The sequence below is a fragment of the Allobosea sp. 67-29 genome (assembly GCF_001898115.1).
Lineage (GTDB): Bacteria > Pseudomonadota > Alphaproteobacteria > Rhizobiales > Beijerinckiaceae > Allobosea.
Window position 1 is genome coordinate 436,973 of record NZ_MKSQ01000007.1, and the last position, 17,320, is coordinate 454,292.

Genomic DNA, 17,320 nt, shown 5'->3' on the forward strand with positions numbered 1-17,320 from the left:
GGCCGTGAGGTCCAGGCGCCCTAAAGCGCTCAGCCTTTCATCATGTTGATGTCTTCCACCGCGATCGAGCCGCGGTTGCGGAAGTAGACGACGAGGATGGCGAGGCCGATCGCGGCCTCGGCCGCCGCCACCGTCAGCACGAACAGGGCGAAGACCTGGCCGAGGATGTCGCCGAGATAGCTCGAGAAGGCGACGAAGTTGATGTTCGCCGAGAGCAGGATCAGCTCCAGCGACATCAGGATGACGATGACGTTCTTGCGGTTGATGAAGATGCCGAGCACGCCGAGCGTGAACAGGATGGCCGCGACGGCGAGATAGTGGCCCAGTCCGATCATCATGCCATCTCCTCGGGAACGCCGGCGCGCGAGGGCACCTGCTTGACCGCCATGGCGGTCTCCTTGGTGCGGGCGTTCTGGGTGGGAACGTCCTGGCGCTTGATGCCTTTCCGCTCGCGCAGCGTCAGCACGATCGCGCCGATCATCGCGACGAGCAGCACGAGGCCCGCCGCCTGGAAGTAGTAGACGTATTGCGTGTAGAGCACGCGGCCGAGCGCCTCGGTATTGGTCATGCCCGCCGGGATCGCGGCGACCGGCGCCTTGACGAGCTGCGGGTCGATCGCCCAGGCGCCAACCACCATCAAAAGCTCGACGGCGAAGATGAAGCCGATCAGCGCGCCGATCGGCAGGTAGTTGAGGAAGCCCTGGCGGAATTCGGCGAAATCGACGTCGAGCATCATCACGACGAAGAGGAAGAGCACTGCGACCGCACCGACATAGACGACGACCAGCAGCATCGCGAGGAACTCGGCCCCGAGCAGCACGAACAGCCCGGCCGCGTTGACGAAGGCCAGGATCAGATAGAGCACCGAATGCACGGGATTGCGCGAGGTCACCACCATGAAGGCAGATGCCACGGTCACCCCTGCGAAGAGATAGAAGAAAGCCGCTGCGGCATTCATCTCGGCCAGCCCTTCCCGCCCCTTCTCGGCGCGGTCCTCGTTTGGTTCGTGCGCCGGGACTCAAGAGCCCGGTGCAATTTGGAGCGTCTATAATCAGGCCCGCCGGGAGGGACAACCGCACGGCGGGTCTATGAATTCAATCGCATCCTGCGGCATCGTCGCGGGACGACGCCGGAGGTCGGTCAATCACCGATACGGCGCGTCCATCGCGATGTTGCGCGCGATCTCGCGTTCCCAGCGCGCGCCGTTCGCAAGCAGCTTGTCCTTGTCGTAGAACAGCTCCTCGCGGGTCTCGGTCGCGAACTCGAAATTGGGCCCCTCGACGATGGCATCGACCGGGCAGGCCTCCTGGCAGAAGCCGCAGTAGATGCACTTGGTCATGTCGATGTCGTAACGGGTGGTGCGGCGCGTGCCGTCGTTGCGGCGCGGACCGGCCTCGATGGTGATGGCCTGCGCCGGGCAGATCGCCTCGCAGAGCTTGCAGGCGATGCAGCGCTCTTCACCGTTCGGATAGCGGCGCAGCGCATGCTCGCCCCGGAAGCGCGGCGAGAGCTGGCCCTTCTCGAACGGGTAGTTCAGCGTCGCCTTCGGCTTGAAGAAATAGCGCATCGACAGGCCGATCGCCCCGACGAACTCCTTCAGCAGCAGGCCCCTTGCGGCTTGCGCGAGTGACATCGCCTTCGTCCTTTGCATCCTCAGCCGGACAGCGTCCGGCCGATCACGAAACCCAGGATCGGCATGACGCCGATCGTCATCACGACCAGCACCGCCCGCAGGATGCGGATGCGGCGCTCGTAATCAGCCTTTTCGGCCTCCGTCGTCGAGCGATCCGTGCGCCTGAGCGCCCCGATCACCACCGCCGACATCAGCCGGTATTCCAGCAGGCCCAGCCCGAAGCCGATCAGGGCGCCGAGCGGGCCGGCACTGCTCATGGCGCCACCAGCCCGAGCCAAGCAACGCTTTTGTATCCAACGAGCCCGCCGACGAAAGCCGCGACGGCGAGTTCACCAAACCCATCCGTGGGAGTGTAGCCCCATCGCCAAGACGCGAAGCCGACACAAACCACGTAACATATTCCGCCGACGACCATGCCCGCTGCCGGGCCCACGATCGCCGGGTTGATCATCCGCCGACCGGGCCCCAGCCCGTCAGCTGCAGCACCAGCGCCACGATCACCACGCTCGCGATCGACAACGGCAGGAAGACCTTCCAGCCCAGGCGCATCAGCTGATCGTAGCGGTAGCGCGGCACGAAGGCCTTCACCAGCGCGAACATGAAGAACACCAGGCAAACCTTGAGCGCGAACCAGAACACGCCAGGCAGCCAGGTGAAGGGCGGCAGCGCTACCGGCGGCGCCCAGCCGCCCAGGAACAGGATCGTGGTCAGCGAGCACATGGTCATGATCGCCACGTATTCGCCGAGCATGAACAGCAGGTACGGCGTCGAGGAATACTCGACCATGAAGCCCGCAACGAGCTCCGACTCGGCTTCAGCCAGATCGAAGGGCGGCCGGTTCGTCTCGGCCAGCGCCGAGATGAAGAAGACCACGAACATCGGGAAGAGCGGGATGAAGTACCAGTTCAGGATCGAGAGCCACGGAACGCCCAGGGCATGGGCAAGGCCGCGGTTCTGCTGCGCCTCGACCACGGCCGAGAGGTTGAGCGAACCGACGCAGAGCAGCACGGTGATGATCACGAAGCCGATCGAGACCTCGTAGGACACCATCTGCGCCGCCGAGCGCAGCGCGCTCATGAACGGGTATTTCGAGTTCGAGGCCCAGCCGGCCATGATGATGCCGTAGACGCCGAGCGAGGAGATCGCGAGGACATAGAGGATGCCGACATTGATGTCGGCGATCGCCCAGCCTTCCGCCACCGGGATCACCGCCCAGGCGCCGAGCGCCAAGAGGCAGGAGATGAAGGGCGCCAGCAGGAAGATGCCCTTGTTGGCGCCGGCCGGGATGATCGGCTCCTTGAGCGCGAACTTGATCAGGTCCGCGAAGCTCTGGAACAGCCCGAAGGGGCCGACGACGTTCGGGCCGCGGCGGAGTTGCACCGCCGCCCAGACCTTGCGGTCGGCCAACAGGATGTAGGCGATGAAGACCAGGAGGCAGACCAGCAGCAGCAGGCTCTTGCCCAGAACGATCGCGATATCGAGGACGAGGTCCCAGTTCATGGCCGCTTACTCCGCCGCCTGCCGGTGCCGGCCGGAGGCCAGCGCCGAGCATTCCGCCATCACGGCGGAAGCGCGCGCGATCGGGTTGGTCTGATAGAAATCGCCGACGGGCGAGACGAATCCCGCCTTGTCGGTCTTGCCGCCGAGGCCGGCGAGACCGCCGATCGCGCCCGCATCGCCTGCGGGCAGCCCGTCGATGGCGGCGAATTGCGGATAGGCCTCGTAGAGCGCCCTGCGCAGGCCCGCCAACGAGTCGAAGGGCAGCGTCTTGCCGAGATGGCCCGAGAGCGCGCGCAGGATCGCCCAGTCCTCGCGGGCGTCGCCCGGCGGGAAGGCGGCCCGGTCGCCCATCTGGACGCGGCCTTCGGTGTTCACATAGGTGCCGGACTTCTCGGTATAGGCCGCCCCCGGCAGGATGACGTCGGCGCGGTGCGCGCCCTTGTCGCCATGGGTGCCCTGGTAGATCACGAAGGCGCCTTCCGGCACCTCGATCTCATCGGCACCGAGCAGGAAGAGCAGATCGAGCGCGCCCGGCTTGACCATCGCGGCAGCGTCCAGACCGCCCTCGCCCGGCACGAAGCCGAGATCGAGCGCCCCGACGCGGGCGGCGGCCGTGTGGATCACGCCGAAGCCGTTCCAGCCTTCGGTGACGGCGCCCAGCGCCTGCGCTGCCTTGGCGGCGAGCGAAAGCACCGCCTCGCCGTCGGCGCGGGCGAGAGCCCCCTGCCCGACCAGCACCATCGGCTTGCCGCCACCGGCCTGGGCGGACTTGACGACCTCGGCCAGCGTCTCCGGGCCGGCGCCGAGATAGTCGTAGGGGTAGGTCAAATCGGCCTTCTCGCCGATCAGGCTGACCTTGAAGTCGCCGCGCAGCCAGCGCTTGCGGATGCGGGCGTTCAGGATCGGCGCCTCGCGGCGCGGGTTCGAGCCGACGATCAGCAGCGAGGTCGCATCCTCGATCCCGGCGATGCCGGCATTGAGGAGGTAAGATGCGCGGCCGAACTTCGGATGCAGCTTCGTGCCGTCCTGGCGGGCATCGAGATTGGCCGAACCGAGCGAGGCGATCAGGCTCTTCAGCGCGAACATCTCCTCGACCGCGGCGAGATCGCCGGCAATCGCGCCGATCTTCTCAGGCGCGGTCGCCTTCACCTTGGCAGCAACCGCGGCGAAAGCCTCGTTCCAGCTCGCCGGGCGCAGGCGGCCATGCTCGCGGATATAGGGCCGGTCGAGGCGCTGGGTCTTGAGGCCGTCGACGATGTGGCGGGTCTTGTCGGAGATCCACTCCTCGTTCACCGCCTCGTTGAGACGGGGCAGGATGCGCATCACTTCCTTGCCGCGCGAGTCGACGCGGATCGCCGAGCCGACCGCGTCCATGACGTCGATGCTCTCGGTCTTGGTGAGCTCCCAGGGCCGCGCCTTGTTCTGGTAGGGCTTCGAGGTCAGCGCGCCGACCGGGCAGAGGTCGACGACGTTGCTCTGCAGCTCCGACGACATCGCCTGCTCGAGATAGGTGGTGATCTCCATGTCCTCGCCGCGGCCGATGGCGCCGAGGTCGGAGGCGCCGGCGACCTCGGTGGTGAAGCGGACGCAGCGCGTGCACTGGATGCAGCGCGTCATCGTCGTCTTGACCAGCGGGCCGATATACTTGTCCTCGACGGCGCGCTTGTTCTCCGCGAAGCGCGAGGAATCGGTACCGAAGGCCATCGCCTGGTCCTGCAGGTCGCATTCGCCGCCCTGGTCGCAGATCGGGCAGTCGAGCGGGTGGTTGATGAGCAGGAACTCCATCACCCCCTCGCGCGCCTTCTTGACCATCGGCGACCGGGTGGAGACCACCGGCGGCTCGCCGTTCGGGCCGGGGCGCAGGTCGCGCACGCCGATGGCGCAGGAGGCCTGCGGCTTCGGCGGGCCGCCCTTCACCTCGACGAGGCACATGCGGCAATTGCCGGCGATCGAGAGCCGCTCATGGAAGCAGAAGCGCGGGATCTCGGCCCCGGCGGCCTCGCAGGCCTGGAGCACCGTGTAATCGGCCGGGACGTCGACCTCGATGCCGTCGATGACGAGTTTGGTCATGGTCTCACTCCGCCGCCATCAGTCGCACAGGCTCGCTGTGCGGGTTGGCGGCATAGTCGTCGATGCGCTGCTCGATCTCGTGACGGAAATGCGCGATCAGGCCCTGGATCGGCCAGGCCGCGGCGTCGCCGAGCGCACAGATCGTATGGCCCTCGATCTGCTTGGTGACGTCGAGCAGCATGTCGATCTCGCGCTTCTGGGCGCGGCCCTCGGCCATGCGCTCCATGACGCGCCACATCCAGCCCGTGCCCTCGCGGCAGGGCGTGCACTGGCCGCAGCTCTCATGCTTGTAGAAATGGCTGATGCGGGCGATGGCGCGGACGATGTCGGTCGACTTGTCCATCACGATCACCGCCGCCGTGCCGAGGCCTGAGCGCAGCTTCGAGAGCGAGTCGAAATCCATCGGCGTGTCGATGATCTGCTCGGCCGGGACCATGCGCACCGACGAACCGCCGGGGATGACCGCCTTGAGATTGTCCCAGCCGCCGCGGATGCCGCCGCAATGCTTGTCGATCAGTTCGCGGAAGGGAATGCCCATCGCCTCTTCGACGTTGCAGGGCTTGTTCACATGGCCCGAGACGCAGAAGAGCTTGGTGCCGACATTGTTCGGCGTGCCGATCGAGGAGAACCAGGCAGCGCCGCGGCGCAGGATGGTCGGCGCGACCGCGATAGACTCGACGTTGTTCACCGTGGTCGGGCAGCCATAGAGGCCCATATTGGCCGGGAATGGCGGCTTCAGCCGCGGCATGCCCTTCTTGCCCTCGAGGCTCTCCAGCAGCGCCGTCTCCTCGCCGCAGATATAAGCGCCGGCGCCGTGATGCACATAGAGATCAAAGGGATAGCCATGGACGTTGTCCTTGCCGATGAGCTTCGCTTCATAGGCCTCGTCGACGGCGCGCTGCAGCGCCTCGCGCTCGCGGATGTATTCGCCGCGGATGTAGATATAGGCCGCATGCGCGCCCATTGCGAAGGAGGCGATCAAGCAGCCCTCTACCAGCGTATGCGGGTCGTTGCGCATGATCTCGCGGTCCTTGCAGGTGCCCGGCTCCGACTCGTCGGCGTTGACGACGAGATAATGCGGGCGCCCGTCGCTGACCTTGGGCATGAAGGACCATTTCAGCCCGGTCGGGAAGCCGGCGCCGCCGCGGCCGCGCAGGCCGGACTTCTTCATCTCGTCGATGATCCAGTCCCGGCCCTGCTCGAGCAGGAACTTGGTGCCGTCCCAGGCACCGCGCTGGATCGCACCCTTCAGGGTACGGTCATGCAGGCCGTAGAGATTGGTGAAGATGCGATCGCGATCTGCGAGCATGTCCTGGTGCCTCACTCTGCCGGCTTGTCGCCAAGCTTCGACTCCGGGCGCCAGCCCGTCGCGAGCTTCTTCGACTGAGCGATCCAGTCGTCGCGCAGCGCCCGGCCCTTGAAGCCGGTCAGTCGCGCATCGACCCAGGCGAGCTCCGCCGGTGTCCATTTGGCGATCTGGTCATAGTGCCAGACCCCCATCTCGTTGAGCATCCTGGCCAGCTTCGGCCCGACGCCCCAGATCAGTTCGAGATCGTCGCCCTTGCCGCCACGCGCGGCGGTCAGCAGTTCGGGTTTGCTCTCGTCAGCCGCCGGCTTGGCCGCCTCGGCAACATCCTTCTTGTCCATCTTGCCCTTGGCGGCCGGCGTGTCGTTCGCAGCGCCCGAAGGCTGGACGGGCTCGGAGGGCTTCGGGCGACCGGCAGCGGCTGTCTCGCTCGCCGGCTTGGCGGCGACGGCCGACGGGGTTGCCTCGGCCTTCTTGGCTTCCGCCTCGGCGGCGGCCTTGGCGGCGGCGGCCTCGGCAGCGGCCTTGCGCTGCTCGCCGATGCGCTTCCGCCAGTCGCCGGCGCCGATCATAGAGCCGTCGTAGAGCGTCTTGTCGGTCAGGGTCTGCGGGCCGCCTTCGGGCTCGGAGCCGATGCGGCCGTTCTGCGGGCCGGGCTTGGTCGGCCGGCCGTTGCGCATGTCGTCGAGAAGCTGGCGGAAGGAAGCCGGCGTCAGGTCCTCGTAATAGTCGACATTGATCTGCGCCATCGGGGCGTTGCAGCAGGCGCCGAGGCACTCGACCTCGAGCCAGGACAGCTTGCCGTCGGCGGTGACGGTCGATTGCGGGCCGATGACCTCCTCGCAGACCTTCTTCAGCGCTTCCGCACCGCGTAGCGCGCAGGGCGTGGTGCCGCAGAGCTGGACGAAATATTCGCCGACCGGCTGCAGATTGAACATGGTGTAGAAGGTCGCGACCTCCAGCACCCGCATCGGAGCCATGCCTAAGCGCTTCGCGACGGTCTCGATCACGGCGCGCGAGACCCAGCCCTCCTGCTCCTGCGCCTTCCACAACAGCGGGATGACGGCGGACGCCTGCCGGCCTTCGGGATATTTGGCGATCTGCTGGTCGATCCAGTTCTCGTTCGCCGCAGTGAAGGCGAAGGAGGCGGGCTGGACGGGATCAGGTGCGAGACGACGGACGGACATCAGCGGTCAACTTCACCAAAGACGATATCGAGGGAGCCGAGGATTGCGGAGACGTCGGCGAGCATGTGCTTGCGGCACATGAAATCCATGGCCTGGAGATGGGCGAAGCCCGGGGCCTTGATCTTGCAGCGATAGGGCTTGTTGGTGCCATCCGAGACCAGATAGACGCCGAACTCGCCCTTCGGAGCCTCGACGGCGGCATAGACCTCGCCGGCCGGCACCTTGTAGCCTTCGGTATACAGCTTGAAGTGGTGGATCAGCGCTTCCATCGAGCGCTTCATCTCACCGCGCTTGGGCGGCACCATCTTGCCGTCGAGCGAGGAGACCGGGCCGCCGCCATCGGGCGCCAGCAGCTTGTCGCAGCACTGCTTCATGATGCGGACCGACTGGCGCATCTCTTCCATGCGGATGTGGTAGCGGTCGAAACAGTCGCCGTTCTTGCCGACGGGGATGTCGAATTCCATCTCCTCGTAGCACTCGTAGGGCTGCGACTTGCGCAGATCCCAGGGTGCGCCGGAGCCGCGCACCATCACGCCCGAGAAACCCCATTTCCAGCAGGTCTCGAGATCGACCACGCCGATATCGACGTTGCGCTGCTTGAAGATGCGGTTGTCGCTGAGCAGGCCTTCGAGGTCGTCGCAGACCTTGAGGAACGGGTCGCACCATTCGGCGATGTCGTGGATCAGCGAGACCGGAATATCCTGGTGCACGCCGCCCGGCCGGACATAGGCTGCGTGCATGCGCGCGCCGCAGGCCCGCTCGTAGAAGATCATCAGCTTCTCGCGCTCCTCGAAGCCCCAGAGCGGAGGCGTGAGCGCGCCGACGTCCATCGCCTGCGTGGTGACGTTCAGCAGATGCGAGAGGATGCGGCCGATCTCGGAATAGAGCACGCGGATGAGCTGGCCGCGGCGCGGCACGGTCACGCCGGCGAGGCGCTCGACCGCGAGCGCATAAGCGTGCTCCTGGTTCATCGGCGCGACATAGTCGAGCCGGTCGAAATAGGGCACCGCCTGGAGATAGGTCTTGGCCTCGATCAGCTTCTCGGTGCCGCGATGCAGCAGGCCGATATGCGGATCGACACGCTCGACGATCTCGCCGTCGAGCTCCAGCACGAGGCGCAGCACGCCGTGCGCCGCCGGGTGCTGTGGGCCGAAATTGATCGAGAAGTTGCGGATATTGTGCTCGGTCATGCCGTGCCGCCCTGCTTTGCCGCGACGCGGGCCAGGAACTCGTCCCCGGTCAGCCGTGGCCGATCGCCGGCAAACGCATAGAGCGCCGGCTTTTCATCGATGAAGATCTCCGCGACGAAGTCGAAGGGCGATTGGTCGTCGAAGGCCTGGAAGGCCACCGCGACATGACCGTTCGCACCTTCGCGCAGGCGCCAGAACAGGCTCGTCCCGCAGGTCTTGCAGAAAACCCGCTCACCCCAGTCGGACGATGGATAGACGCCGAGCGCCTGCTCGTCCGCAACGGACACGCCGGAGCACGACACCGCCATGAAGACGCCGCCGCTCCATTTCCGGCACATGCCGCAATGGCAGACATCCATCTCCTGCTTCTCGGGCGCCGCGGTGAAGCGCACCGCGCCGCAGAGACAGCCGCCGGACAGGGGTTGGTGGCTGGACGCCATCACGCCCCCTTCGCCTTCTCGTCGCCCGGCAGCACGTAATCCGTGCCTTCCCAGGGCGAGAGGAAATCGAAGTTGCGGAATTCCTGGTTGAGCTTCACCGGCTCGTAGACGACGCGCTTCTGCTCGTCGTCATAACGAACCTCGACGAAGCCGGTCAGCGGGAAGTCCTTGCGCAGCGGATAACCCTCGAAGCCGTAATCGGTGAGGATGCGACGCAGGTCCGGGTGGCCGGAGAACAGGATGCCGTAGAAATCGTAGGCCTCGCGCTCGAACCAGTTCGCCGCCGGGAAGACCTCGACGACGGAGGGAACGGGCGTCGCCTCGTCGGTCTGCACCTTCACGCGGATGCGGCGGTTATGGTGCGGCGCCAGCAGATGGTAGACGACGTCGAAGCGCTTCTCGCGGCCGGGATAGTCGGCGCCGGCGATGTCGGTGAAGTTGACGAAGCGGAAGCGCGGATCGCTGTAGAGCGTGCGCAGCACCGCGACGATCGACGCCGTCTCGGCATGAACAGTCAGTTCCTCGAAGGCGACGACCGCCTCGGTGACCGCGCCGGGCAGCGCGGCCTTGATCTCTTCGCCGAGTTGTACGAGCGCTTCGCTCATCGTCTCACCTTCATCGCCTGCAGCATCGACCGACAGAGCGCTCAGCGCTCGATCGTGCCGGTGCGGCGGATCTTCTTCTGCAGCAGCAGGACGCCGTAAAGCAGCGCCTCGGCCGTCGGCGGGCAGCCCGGGACATAGATGTCGATCGGGACGATGCGGTCGCAGCCGCGCACCACTGAGTAGCTGTAGTGGTAGTAGCCGCCGCCGTTGGCGCAGGAGCCCATCGAGATGACATAGCGCGGCTCCGGCATCTGGTCGTAGACCTTGCGCAGCGCCGGGGCCATCTTGTTGGTCAGCGTGCCCGCCACGATCATCACGTCCGACTGGCGCGGAGAGGCACGCGGCGCGAAGCCGAAGCGCTCGACATCGTAGCGCGGCATCGAGAGCTGCATCATCTCGACGGCGCAGCAGGCGAGACCGAACGTCATCCACATCAGCGAGCCCGTGCGGGCCCAGTTGATCAGATCGTCGGTGGCGGTGACGAGAAAGCCCTTGTCCGCCAGTTCGTTGTTGATCTCGACGAAGAACGGATCACGCGTTCCCACGGGCTTGCCGTCCGGGCCGAGCAACCCTTTCGGGGCCGGCGCGACGAGCGGATCACCACGATCGATCGCTGTGACTGCCATGTCCTAATCCTCGTGAACGTCAAAACTGCCAGATAGGAAGCGGCGCGCCGCGTCGCGATCGGACAGTCAGTCCCACTCCAGCGCGCCCTTGCGCCACTCGTAGACGAAGCCCACGGTGAGCACGCCGAGAAAGATCATCATCGACCAGAAACCATACCAGCCAAGGCTGCCGAAGGCGACGGCCCAGGGGAACAGGAACGCGACCTCGAGATCGAAGATGATGAAGAGAATCGCGACCAGATAGAACCGGACGTCGAACTTCATGCGGGCATCGTCGAAGGCGTTGAAGCCGCATTCGTAGGCGGAGAGCTTTTCGGCGTCCGGCTTCGAATAGGCGATGGCGAAGGGCGCGATCAGCAGCGCCAGGCCGATGACCGCCGAGACGCCGATGAACAACACCAGCGGCAGATAGTCGGTCAGAAGGGAGTGCACCGGGAGAGCTTGCATCATCGAACTCGCTTCGCGCGCGGCCACGCAGGCCTGCCGCCCCGTTCGCTTAGACCGTCGATTAGAATGAAGCAAGACTCCGCCGCGCCGCACAATCGCGCAGGCGGGTTGAATGCGGCGCAGGATGAGGCAAAAGCGGCCCGCTTCCGGAGCCTTCCCCGAACATGCGGCGAAATTCCATCGTAAACGCCGGTTTTTTTGCTATCCGCGCATGGGCAGGCTCTGCCCTCGCCGAATCGCCGGTGGACGGCTTGCTTTTTTTGAAAGGCATCCCATGCATTTCCGGATCCCGATCCGATCCGGCGCGGCCGCCATCGCGCCGCGCCCGGCGTGACGCCCGCCTGCCTGCCGGCGAGCCTGACCCTCGCCATGCTTCTCGTGCTGTCGGGCGCCGTTCGCGCCCAGACCGGCGAGAGCGTGCGTGCACCCCTCCCGCCGCAGCGTCCTTTCGACCTCGATCTCGAGGGCACCCCCAGGCTGCCCACCATCGTCGTGCCGCCGCACCAGCGCTCCCCGCGGGAGACGCCGGCAAGCGCCGCCGACGAAGGGACGCCGCCGGCCGCTCCCTCACCCGAAACGCCCGGGTCCGACGTCCCGCTCCCGGAAACGCCACAGGCCGAAGGAACCTTGCCGGCGATCGAGCCGCCGGACGACGACGAGGGCCCGGAATGGCCGAAGCTGACGCCCGGCCAGAAGGCCGGAGCCGAGCCCCAGTTCGATCCGAACGAGAAGCCGGACCGGCCGGGCATTTCGACCGATCCGGGAACCTCGATCGCCTGCCTGCCGGAACGGTTGAAGACGATCCTCGGCAGGATCGCGGGGAAATACGGAGCGGTGAAGGTGACCTCGACCTGGCGCCCGCCCTGGCGCGCGCGCCGCGGCTCTTATCACAGGCGCTGCGAGGCAGTGGATTTCCGCGTTCCCGGCGTCAGGCCGCGACTCGTCCTGGAATGGGCGCGATCGTTGCCGGAGGTCGGCGGCCACCACGTCTACTGGAACGGTTTGATCCATATCGACACCGGCCCGCGCCGGCCCTGGTAAGCCGATGCGGGCCTGCGCGACCGTCAGGCCGCGCGCCGCGTCGCAACGATGAACAACCGCGGGAACCGCAGCAGTACCTTGCCGTCGGGCTCGGCCGGATAGGCGCGCGCGATGCGTTCCCGGTAGCTCGCCAGAAAGCCTTCGCGCTCGCCGGCCGGCAGCAGATCGAGATAGCGCTTCAGGGCCGTGCTCTTGAACCATTCGATGATCGCCGTGCAATCGGCGAGAGCGTGGACATAGGTCGTCTGCCAGAGATGGACGGTGCAGCCCGCCTCCATGAGCCAGCGGCGATAGTCGGAGAAGCTGCCGAGCGGCTCCCGTGCTTCCGTGGCATGCGCGAAGCGAACCGCCCAGGGCCCCTCCGCCGCGGTCTCCGCCATCGCGACATGCGATGGTTCGGCCAGATTGTTCGGCATCTGCACGGCCAGAACGCCGCCCGGCTTCAGCGCCGCTGCCAGCCGTGCGAACAGGGCTTCGTGATCCGGCAGCCATTGCAGCACCGCATTGGCGAAGATCAGGTCGTAGCGCTCCTCCGGCGCCCAGCCGGCAAGATCGGCCTGGACGAAAGACAGCCGTGGCAGTCGCTTGCGCGCCTTTTCGATCATGTCGGGCGAGGAATCGAGACCCGTGACCGCGGCCTGCGGAAACCGCGCCGCCACCAGTTCCGTGCTGTTGCCCGGACCGCAGCCGAGGTCGATGCAGCGCGCCGGCGCTGTCAGCCTGACGCCCTGGAGCAGATCCAGCGAGGGCCGCGTCCGCTCGTCCTCGAAGCGCAGATACTGATCGGCATCCCAATCGACCTTGGCGCTCATGGCGCATTCCCATCCGGAGTTCGAGCGGTCCGCGCCCAGCGCGTCGGAGCCGGCGCAATCTAGGGCCGCGGCCAGCGCGAGGCCAGCCGCCGGGGCAGCCTAGGACGCCGCCCTGACCGGCGCCGGAGGCAGGACACGCAGGGCCTCGGCCAGACACAGGAAGAGATGGTAGAGGACCCGGCTCGGCAACACGACCGGCAACGGCGTTCCCGCACGATCGAGCTGGTTGTGCCAAAGCCCCGTCGACGCGTCGACGAAGTACCGGAAGATCAGGGCGAGATGACCGGGCAGCCTGCTCGTCGCCGCCTCGTCGCCGGCAAATTCGATGCGTGCGGCGAGCGCCTTGACGAACTCGGTCTGCGGCCAGAGCAGCTTCGTCGCTGCGACCACGGCGCCGTCGGGCTCGATACCGTCGAGCACGAGCGGCGCGCAGCCGGGCGCGCGGTCGATGCCGTGTGCAAGGCCGAAGCGATGGAGCCCCTCGGCCAGCGCTCGTGCCGTTTCGCAGCCGGTCAGGCGATGGTGGTGATACAGCAGCCAGACCCACTCGAACTGGTGGCCGGGTTCGCGCAACCGGCCGGGAGCCCCGGCGACAGGCTGCCAGATCGTATCGAAATACTCTCCCAGCGTACCGTTCGCGTCGATGAAGCGTTCCGCCGCGAGCCGGACGATGCGACCGGCGGCGTCAAGCCAACGCTGATTGCCGGTCGCCTCCGCCAGGGCGTGGAACGCTTCGAGGAGGTGCATATGCGGGTTCTGGCGCCGCGGCAGCGTCCCCAGATCGTCCTCCGCATAGCCGCCATGCGGGGCGGTGAGCTCGCTCTCGATCCCGTCCATCGTCGCCTCCGCCAGGCGGATGGCCGCGGCCTCGCCGGTCGCCCGGTGATAGTGGGCGCAAGCGAAGAGCACGAAGGCGAGATCGTAGAGGTCGCGGCGCGGCACGCTCGCGCTCCCGTCCGGTCGAAAGCGCTTCGGAACATAGCCGTTCGCAGTCTGCGCTTTCAGCAGTAGCGCGAAACCGTGGCGGGCCGCCTCCAGCGCGCCCGCATCGCCGCGCAGCCGGCCGGCGTGGCTGAAGGTGTAGGTCAGGCGTGCCGTCGTCAGCGCGCCGCGATCCGGCGCTGCAACCGGTCGCCCATCCGCCGCGAACTCCTCGACGAATCCGCCGTCGGCACGATCGACCGCGCGCGCGATCCAGGCCGGAATCAGCGTCCCATAGGTCCAGCGCTCCAGACCGTCAGGCGAAAGATCGAGCATCGACCGGCTCAATGGGCCTGGGTCTGCGCGTGCAGGATCTGGCCGAGGAACTTGCGCGTCCGCTCGTTCTCCGGTGCCGAGAAGAAGCGTTCAGGCGGGGCGACCTCGACGATTTCGCCGGCGTCCATGAAGATCACCCGGTCGGCGACCTTGCGGGCAAAACCCATCTCATGGGTGACGCAGAGCATGGTCATGCCGCTCTCGGCCAGCTCGACCATGACGTCGAGCACCTCGGAGACCATCTCGGGGTCGAGCGCCGATGTCGGCTCGTCGAACAGCATGATCTTCGGATTCATGCACAGCGAACGGGCGATGGCCACGCGTTGCTGCTGCCCGCCCGAAAGCTGGACCGGGTATTTGTTTGCCTGTTCCGGGATATGGACGCGCTCGAGGATCTTGCGGGCGTTCGCCTCGGCTTCCGCCTTCGCAATGCCACGCACCCGCATCGGCGCGAGCGTGCAATTCTCCAGGGCCGTCAGATGCGGAAAAAGGTTGAAGCTCTGGAAGACCATGCCGATCTCGCGGCGAATGTCCTCGATACCTTTGAGCTTCGCGTGGACAGCGGTGCCGTCAATGACGATCTCGCCATTCTGGTGTTCTTCGAGCTGGTTGAGGCAGCGGATCAGCGTCGACTTGCCGGAACCCGACGGCCCGCAGATGACGATGCGCTCGCCGCGCGAGACCGTCAGGTCGATGTCGCGGAGAACATGGAAGTCGCCATAGAACTTGTCGACATGGCGCATCTCGATGATCACGTCGCCGATTGCATGATCGGCGGGGGCGCTGGCGGTCATCTGGAAAACCGTTCGGTACGGGGTGATGGAAGATGCGCCCGGCCGCAGCCGGGCGCATCCGTCTTTGCGATGTCGCAGCGATCCTGCAGAGCAGCCGATCTTCCTCGGTCAGGCCCGAGGCGAGGCCGCCGCTCCGCCGGACATCACCACTTGTCGCCGGAGAACTTCGGCATCGGCGGCAGCTTCTTGAGCGGGATGCCGAACCACTTCTGGTTGATCTTCGAGAGCTCGCCATCGCCCTCGATCTTGGCGATGAAGGTGTTGGCATACTCGGCCAGCGCCGTGTCGGCCTTGCGGAAGGCCATGCCGTTGGCCTGCTCCTTCAGCGTGATCTTCGGCTCGATGCCGAGCTGCGGATAGTCCTTGTTGAGCTGGGCCAGGATGGTGTTGCTCGCGCCCATCGCCTGGACCTGGCCGGAGATCAGGGCCTGCAGGGCGGTGGCGTCGTCGTCATAACGCTTCAGCGGCGTGCCCTGAGGCGCGATCGCGCTGATCGCGATGTCCTGCGTCGAGGCGCGGGCGACGCTGATCGTCACCGACTTCAGGTCTTCCGGCTTCTCGATCTTCAGGCTCTTGGGCGCGAGGACGTAGATCGTCAGCGTGCTGTAGGGGTTGGAGAACAGCACCTGCTTCTGGCGCTCCGGCGTGATGCCGAAGGTCGCGATCAGCACGTCGACCTTGTTGGTCAGCAGATACGGGATGCGGTTCGGTCCGGTGACCGGGACGAGCTCGAGCTTGACGCCGAGGTCCTTGGCCATCAGCGCCGCGACGTCGGCATCGTAGCCTGCCGGCTGCTGGTTGGCATCGGTGCCGCCGAAGGGCGGATAGTCGGTCAGCACGCCGACCATCAGCTTGCCGCGGGCCTTGATCTCGTCGGGCGTCGCCGCCTTGGCCGGCGCCGTATTGAGCGCCGAGGCGGCTAGGCCGGCGAGGACCAGCGCGCCGAAGCCACGCCGGCAAATCGATTTAAACAGGGACATGGGTCGTTCTCCTCTAGGTAGGCTGGTGTTGCGTCGACGTGTTCAGCGCGCGGCGACGAGGAGCTTTTGCTCCATCCTCTTGCTGTAGGCCGAGAGCGGCCGGCAGATGACGTAGTAGACCAGCGCGACGAGCGCGAAGATCGTGAACGGGCGGAAGGTGGCGTTGTTGATGATCTGTGCCGCCCGGGTCAGCTCGACGAAGCCGATGATCGAGGCGAGCGACGTGCCCTTGATGAGTTGCACCAGGAAGCCGATCGTCGGCGGAATCGCAATGCGGATCGCCTGCGGTGCGATGACCAGCACCATCTTCGGCCAGTAGCGCAGGCCGAGCGAGGTCGCCGCCTCCCATTGTCCGCGCGGTACCACCTCGATCGCACCGCGCCAGATCTCGCCGAGGAAGGCGCTGGCATGCAGCGACAGGCCGAGCGCCGCCGCCGTCCAGGGATCGACCGACCAGCCGAACAGCCCCGGCACGAAGAAGGCGAGGAAGAGCTGCATCAGCAGCGGCGTACCCTGGAAGAGCTTGATGTAGCCGGTCGAGACGATCCTCAGCCATTTGAAATCGCTGGTACGGGCGAGCGCGACCAGCGCACCGCCGAGCGCCCCGCCGAGGAAGGCGACGAGCGAGAGCAGCAGCGTCCAGCGGACCGCCATGATGATGTAGATGATGTCGCCTGATCCGAGCGTGCGCATGGGTCACCTACCGTGTCGGCTTGCGCAGGAAGGCGCGTTCGATCCCGGCGAAGACCGTCCAGAAGAAGACGGACAGCGCGAGATACAGGCATGTGGCGACGAAATAGACCTCGAAGCTGCGGAAGGTGCGCGACTGGATGTCGCCCGCCACCGCCGTCAGCTCGCTCGCCGCGATCGCCGAGCAGACGCTGGTGTTCAGCATCAGCAGGATGAACTGGCTGGTCAGCGACGGATAGATCGCCTGAATCGCCGGTTTCAGGATGATGTAGCGGAAGATCTGGAGCGGGCGCATGCCCAGGGACTTGCCCGCCTCGACCTGGCCCTTCTGGATGCTCTCGATCCCGGCGCGGATGATCTCGATGCCGTAGGCGCCGACATTGACGACGAGCGCGAGCAGCGCCGCGCCGTTCGACGAGAACTTCAGGCCGAAGGTCGGCAGGCCGAAATAGATCACGAAAATCTGGATCAGGAACGGCGTGTTGCGGATCAGCTCGATATATTCGTCGATGATCCGGCGCAGCCAGGGCGGACCTGATGTCTTGCCCAGCGCGCCGGCAACCGAGAGCACCATGCCGATCGCCATCGCCAGGGCCGACAGCACCAGCGAGTTGACCAGTCCCTGCAACAGCTCCGGCCAAGCCGCGAAGACGTCGGCGAAGTCGAATTCATAGCTCATGCTGGCCGCCCGCTCCGGGCGGCGAAAGCGGGATTGCCTTCATGCGCCTTCCTCTACAAGTCC

General features: G+C 66.3%; 20 protein-coding genes. 1 reads left to right on the forward strand and 19 read right to left on the reverse strand.

The features are described from left to right. Window positions 1-29: 29 nt before the first annotated feature. The 13 genes from nuoK to BGO20_RS05820 all read right to left on the reverse strand — a co-directional run bounded on the left by nuoK (window position 30) and on the right by BGO20_RS05820 (window position 11,004). Window positions 30-338 (reverse strand): NADH-quinone oxidoreductase subunit NuoK, encoded by a 309-nt coding sequence (gene nuoK, locus BGO20_RS05760; protein WP_291661967.1) that lies wholly within the window; start codon window positions 336-338, stop codon window positions 30-32. Further along, a complete protein-coding gene (locus tag BGO20_RS05765) occupies window positions 335-958 on the reverse strand; it encodes an NADH-quinone oxidoreductase subunit J (RefSeq protein ID WP_291661966.1) in 624 nt (207 codons plus the stop codon). Before BGO20_RS05765 ends, nuoK begins: the two co-directional genes overlap by 4 nt. Window positions 959-1,144: 186 nt before the next feature. Beyond that, entirely contained in the window at window positions 1,145-1,633 is a 489-nt protein-coding gene (gene nuoI / locus BGO20_RS05770; protein WP_038367698.1) for an NADH-quinone oxidoreductase subunit NuoI, read from the reverse strand. A 20-nt stretch (window positions 1,634-1,653) separates the two neighbouring features. Next, window positions 1,654-1,890 (reverse strand): hypothetical protein, encoded by a 237-nt coding sequence (locus BGO20_RS05775; RefSeq protein WP_291661964.1) that lies wholly within the window; start codon window positions 1,888-1,890, stop codon window positions 1,654-1,656. A 190-nt stretch (window positions 1,891-2,080) separates the two neighbouring features. Next, window positions 2,081-3,133 carry an NADH-quinone oxidoreductase subunit NuoH gene (gene nuoH / locus BGO20_RS05780; RefSeq protein ID WP_291661962.1) on the reverse strand — a complete coding sequence of 351 codons (1,053 nt, stop codon included), beginning with the start codon at window positions 3,131-3,133 and terminating at the stop codon, window positions 2,081-2,083. A gap of 6 nt (window positions 3,134-3,139) precedes the next feature. Then, complete coding sequence (gene nuoG, locus BGO20_RS05785; protein ID WP_291661961.1) at window positions 3,140-5,203, reverse strand: NADH-quinone oxidoreductase subunit NuoG; 2,064 nt, start codon at window positions 5,201-5,203, stop codon at window positions 3,140-3,142. A 4-nt stretch (window positions 5,204-5,207) separates the two neighbouring features. Next, on the reverse strand, window positions 5,208-6,512 hold the full coding sequence (nuoF, locus tag BGO20_RS05790) for an NADH-quinone oxidoreductase subunit NuoF (protein ID WP_291661960.1): 1,305 nt from the start codon (window positions 6,510-6,512) through the stop codon (window positions 5,208-5,210). 11 nt (window positions 6,513-6,523) lie between these two features. After that, window positions 6,524-7,696, reverse strand: a complete 1,173-nt coding sequence (nuoE, locus tag BGO20_RS05795) for an NADH-quinone oxidoreductase subunit NuoE (protein WP_291661958.1) — start codon at window positions 7,694-7,696, stop codon at window positions 6,524-6,526. Beyond that, window positions 7,696-8,886 (reverse strand): NADH-quinone oxidoreductase subunit D, encoded by a 1,191-nt coding sequence (locus BGO20_RS05800; RefSeq protein WP_047578401.1) that lies wholly within the window; start codon window positions 8,884-8,886, stop codon window positions 7,696-7,698. The genes nuoE and BGO20_RS05800 overlap by 1 nt, the downstream gene beginning before the upstream one ends. Further along, window positions 8,883-9,326: a GFA family protein gene (locus tag BGO20_RS05805; protein ID WP_291661955.1), complete on the reverse strand. Its 444-nt coding sequence runs from the start codon at window positions 9,324-9,326 to the stop codon at window positions 8,883-8,885. The genes BGO20_RS05800 and BGO20_RS05805 overlap by 4 nt, the downstream gene beginning before the upstream one ends. Next, entirely contained in the window at window positions 9,326-9,931 is a 606-nt protein-coding gene (locus BGO20_RS05810) for an NADH-quinone oxidoreductase subunit C (protein WP_291661954.1), read from the reverse strand. The genes BGO20_RS05805 and BGO20_RS05810 overlap by 1 nt, the downstream gene beginning before the upstream one ends. 41 nt (window positions 9,932-9,972) lie before the next feature. Then, window positions 9,973-10,557, reverse strand: a complete 585-nt coding sequence (locus tag BGO20_RS05815; RefSeq protein ID WP_291661953.1) for a NuoB/complex I 20 kDa subunit family protein — start codon at window positions 10,555-10,557, stop codon at window positions 9,973-9,975. Between the two features lie 66 nt (window positions 10,558-10,623). Beyond that, complete coding sequence (locus BGO20_RS05820) at window positions 10,624-11,004, reverse strand: NADH-quinone oxidoreductase subunit A (protein WP_465246004.1); 381 nt, start codon at window positions 11,002-11,004, stop codon at window positions 10,624-10,626. A gap of 330 nt (window positions 11,005-11,334) precedes the next feature. Here BGO20_RS05820 and BGO20_RS05825 point away from each other — a divergent pair, with 330 nt between their 5' ends. Then, window positions 11,335-12,045 carry a YcbK family protein gene (locus BGO20_RS05825; protein ID WP_291661952.1) on the forward strand — a complete coding sequence of 237 codons (711 nt, stop codon included), beginning with the start codon at window positions 11,335-11,337 and terminating at the stop codon, window positions 12,043-12,045. Between the two features lie 23 nt (window positions 12,046-12,068). Here the strand turns inward: BGO20_RS05825 and tam are convergent, their stop codons facing one another. From tam to BGO20_RS05855, 6 genes are all read right to left on the reverse strand, one after another. After that, entirely contained in the window at window positions 12,069-12,857 is a 789-nt protein-coding gene (gene tam / locus BGO20_RS05830; protein ID WP_291661951.1) for a trans-aconitate 2-methyltransferase, read from the reverse strand. A 99-nt stretch (window positions 12,858-12,956) separates the two neighbouring features. Beyond that, window positions 12,957-14,114, reverse strand: coding sequence for an AGE family epimerase/isomerase (locus BGO20_RS05835; RefSeq protein ID WP_291661949.1), 1,158 nt, complete (start codon window positions 14,112-14,114; stop codon window positions 12,957-12,959). An 8-nt stretch (window positions 14,115-14,122) separates the two neighbouring features. Further along, a complete protein-coding gene (locus BGO20_RS05840) occupies window positions 14,123-14,908 on the reverse strand; it encodes an amino acid ABC transporter ATP-binding protein (RefSeq protein WP_291661948.1) in 786 nt (261 codons plus the stop codon). 143 nt (window positions 14,909-15,051) lie between these two features. Continuing rightward, window positions 15,052-15,888, reverse strand: coding sequence for a transporter substrate-binding domain-containing protein (locus BGO20_RS05845; RefSeq protein WP_291661947.1), 837 nt, complete (start codon window positions 15,886-15,888; stop codon window positions 15,052-15,054). A gap of 42 nt (window positions 15,889-15,930) precedes the next feature. Then, a complete protein-coding gene (locus BGO20_RS05850) occupies window positions 15,931-16,581 on the reverse strand; it encodes an amino acid ABC transporter permease (protein ID WP_291661946.1) in 651 nt (216 codons plus the stop codon). Between the two features lie 7 nt (window positions 16,582-16,588). Next, the gene (locus BGO20_RS05855; protein WP_291661944.1) at window positions 16,589-17,257 is read right to left on the reverse strand and encodes an amino acid ABC transporter permease; all 669 of its coding nucleotides are present in this window, start codon (window positions 17,255-17,257) and stop codon (window positions 16,589-16,591) included. Window positions 17,258-17,320: the final 63 nt, after the last annotated feature.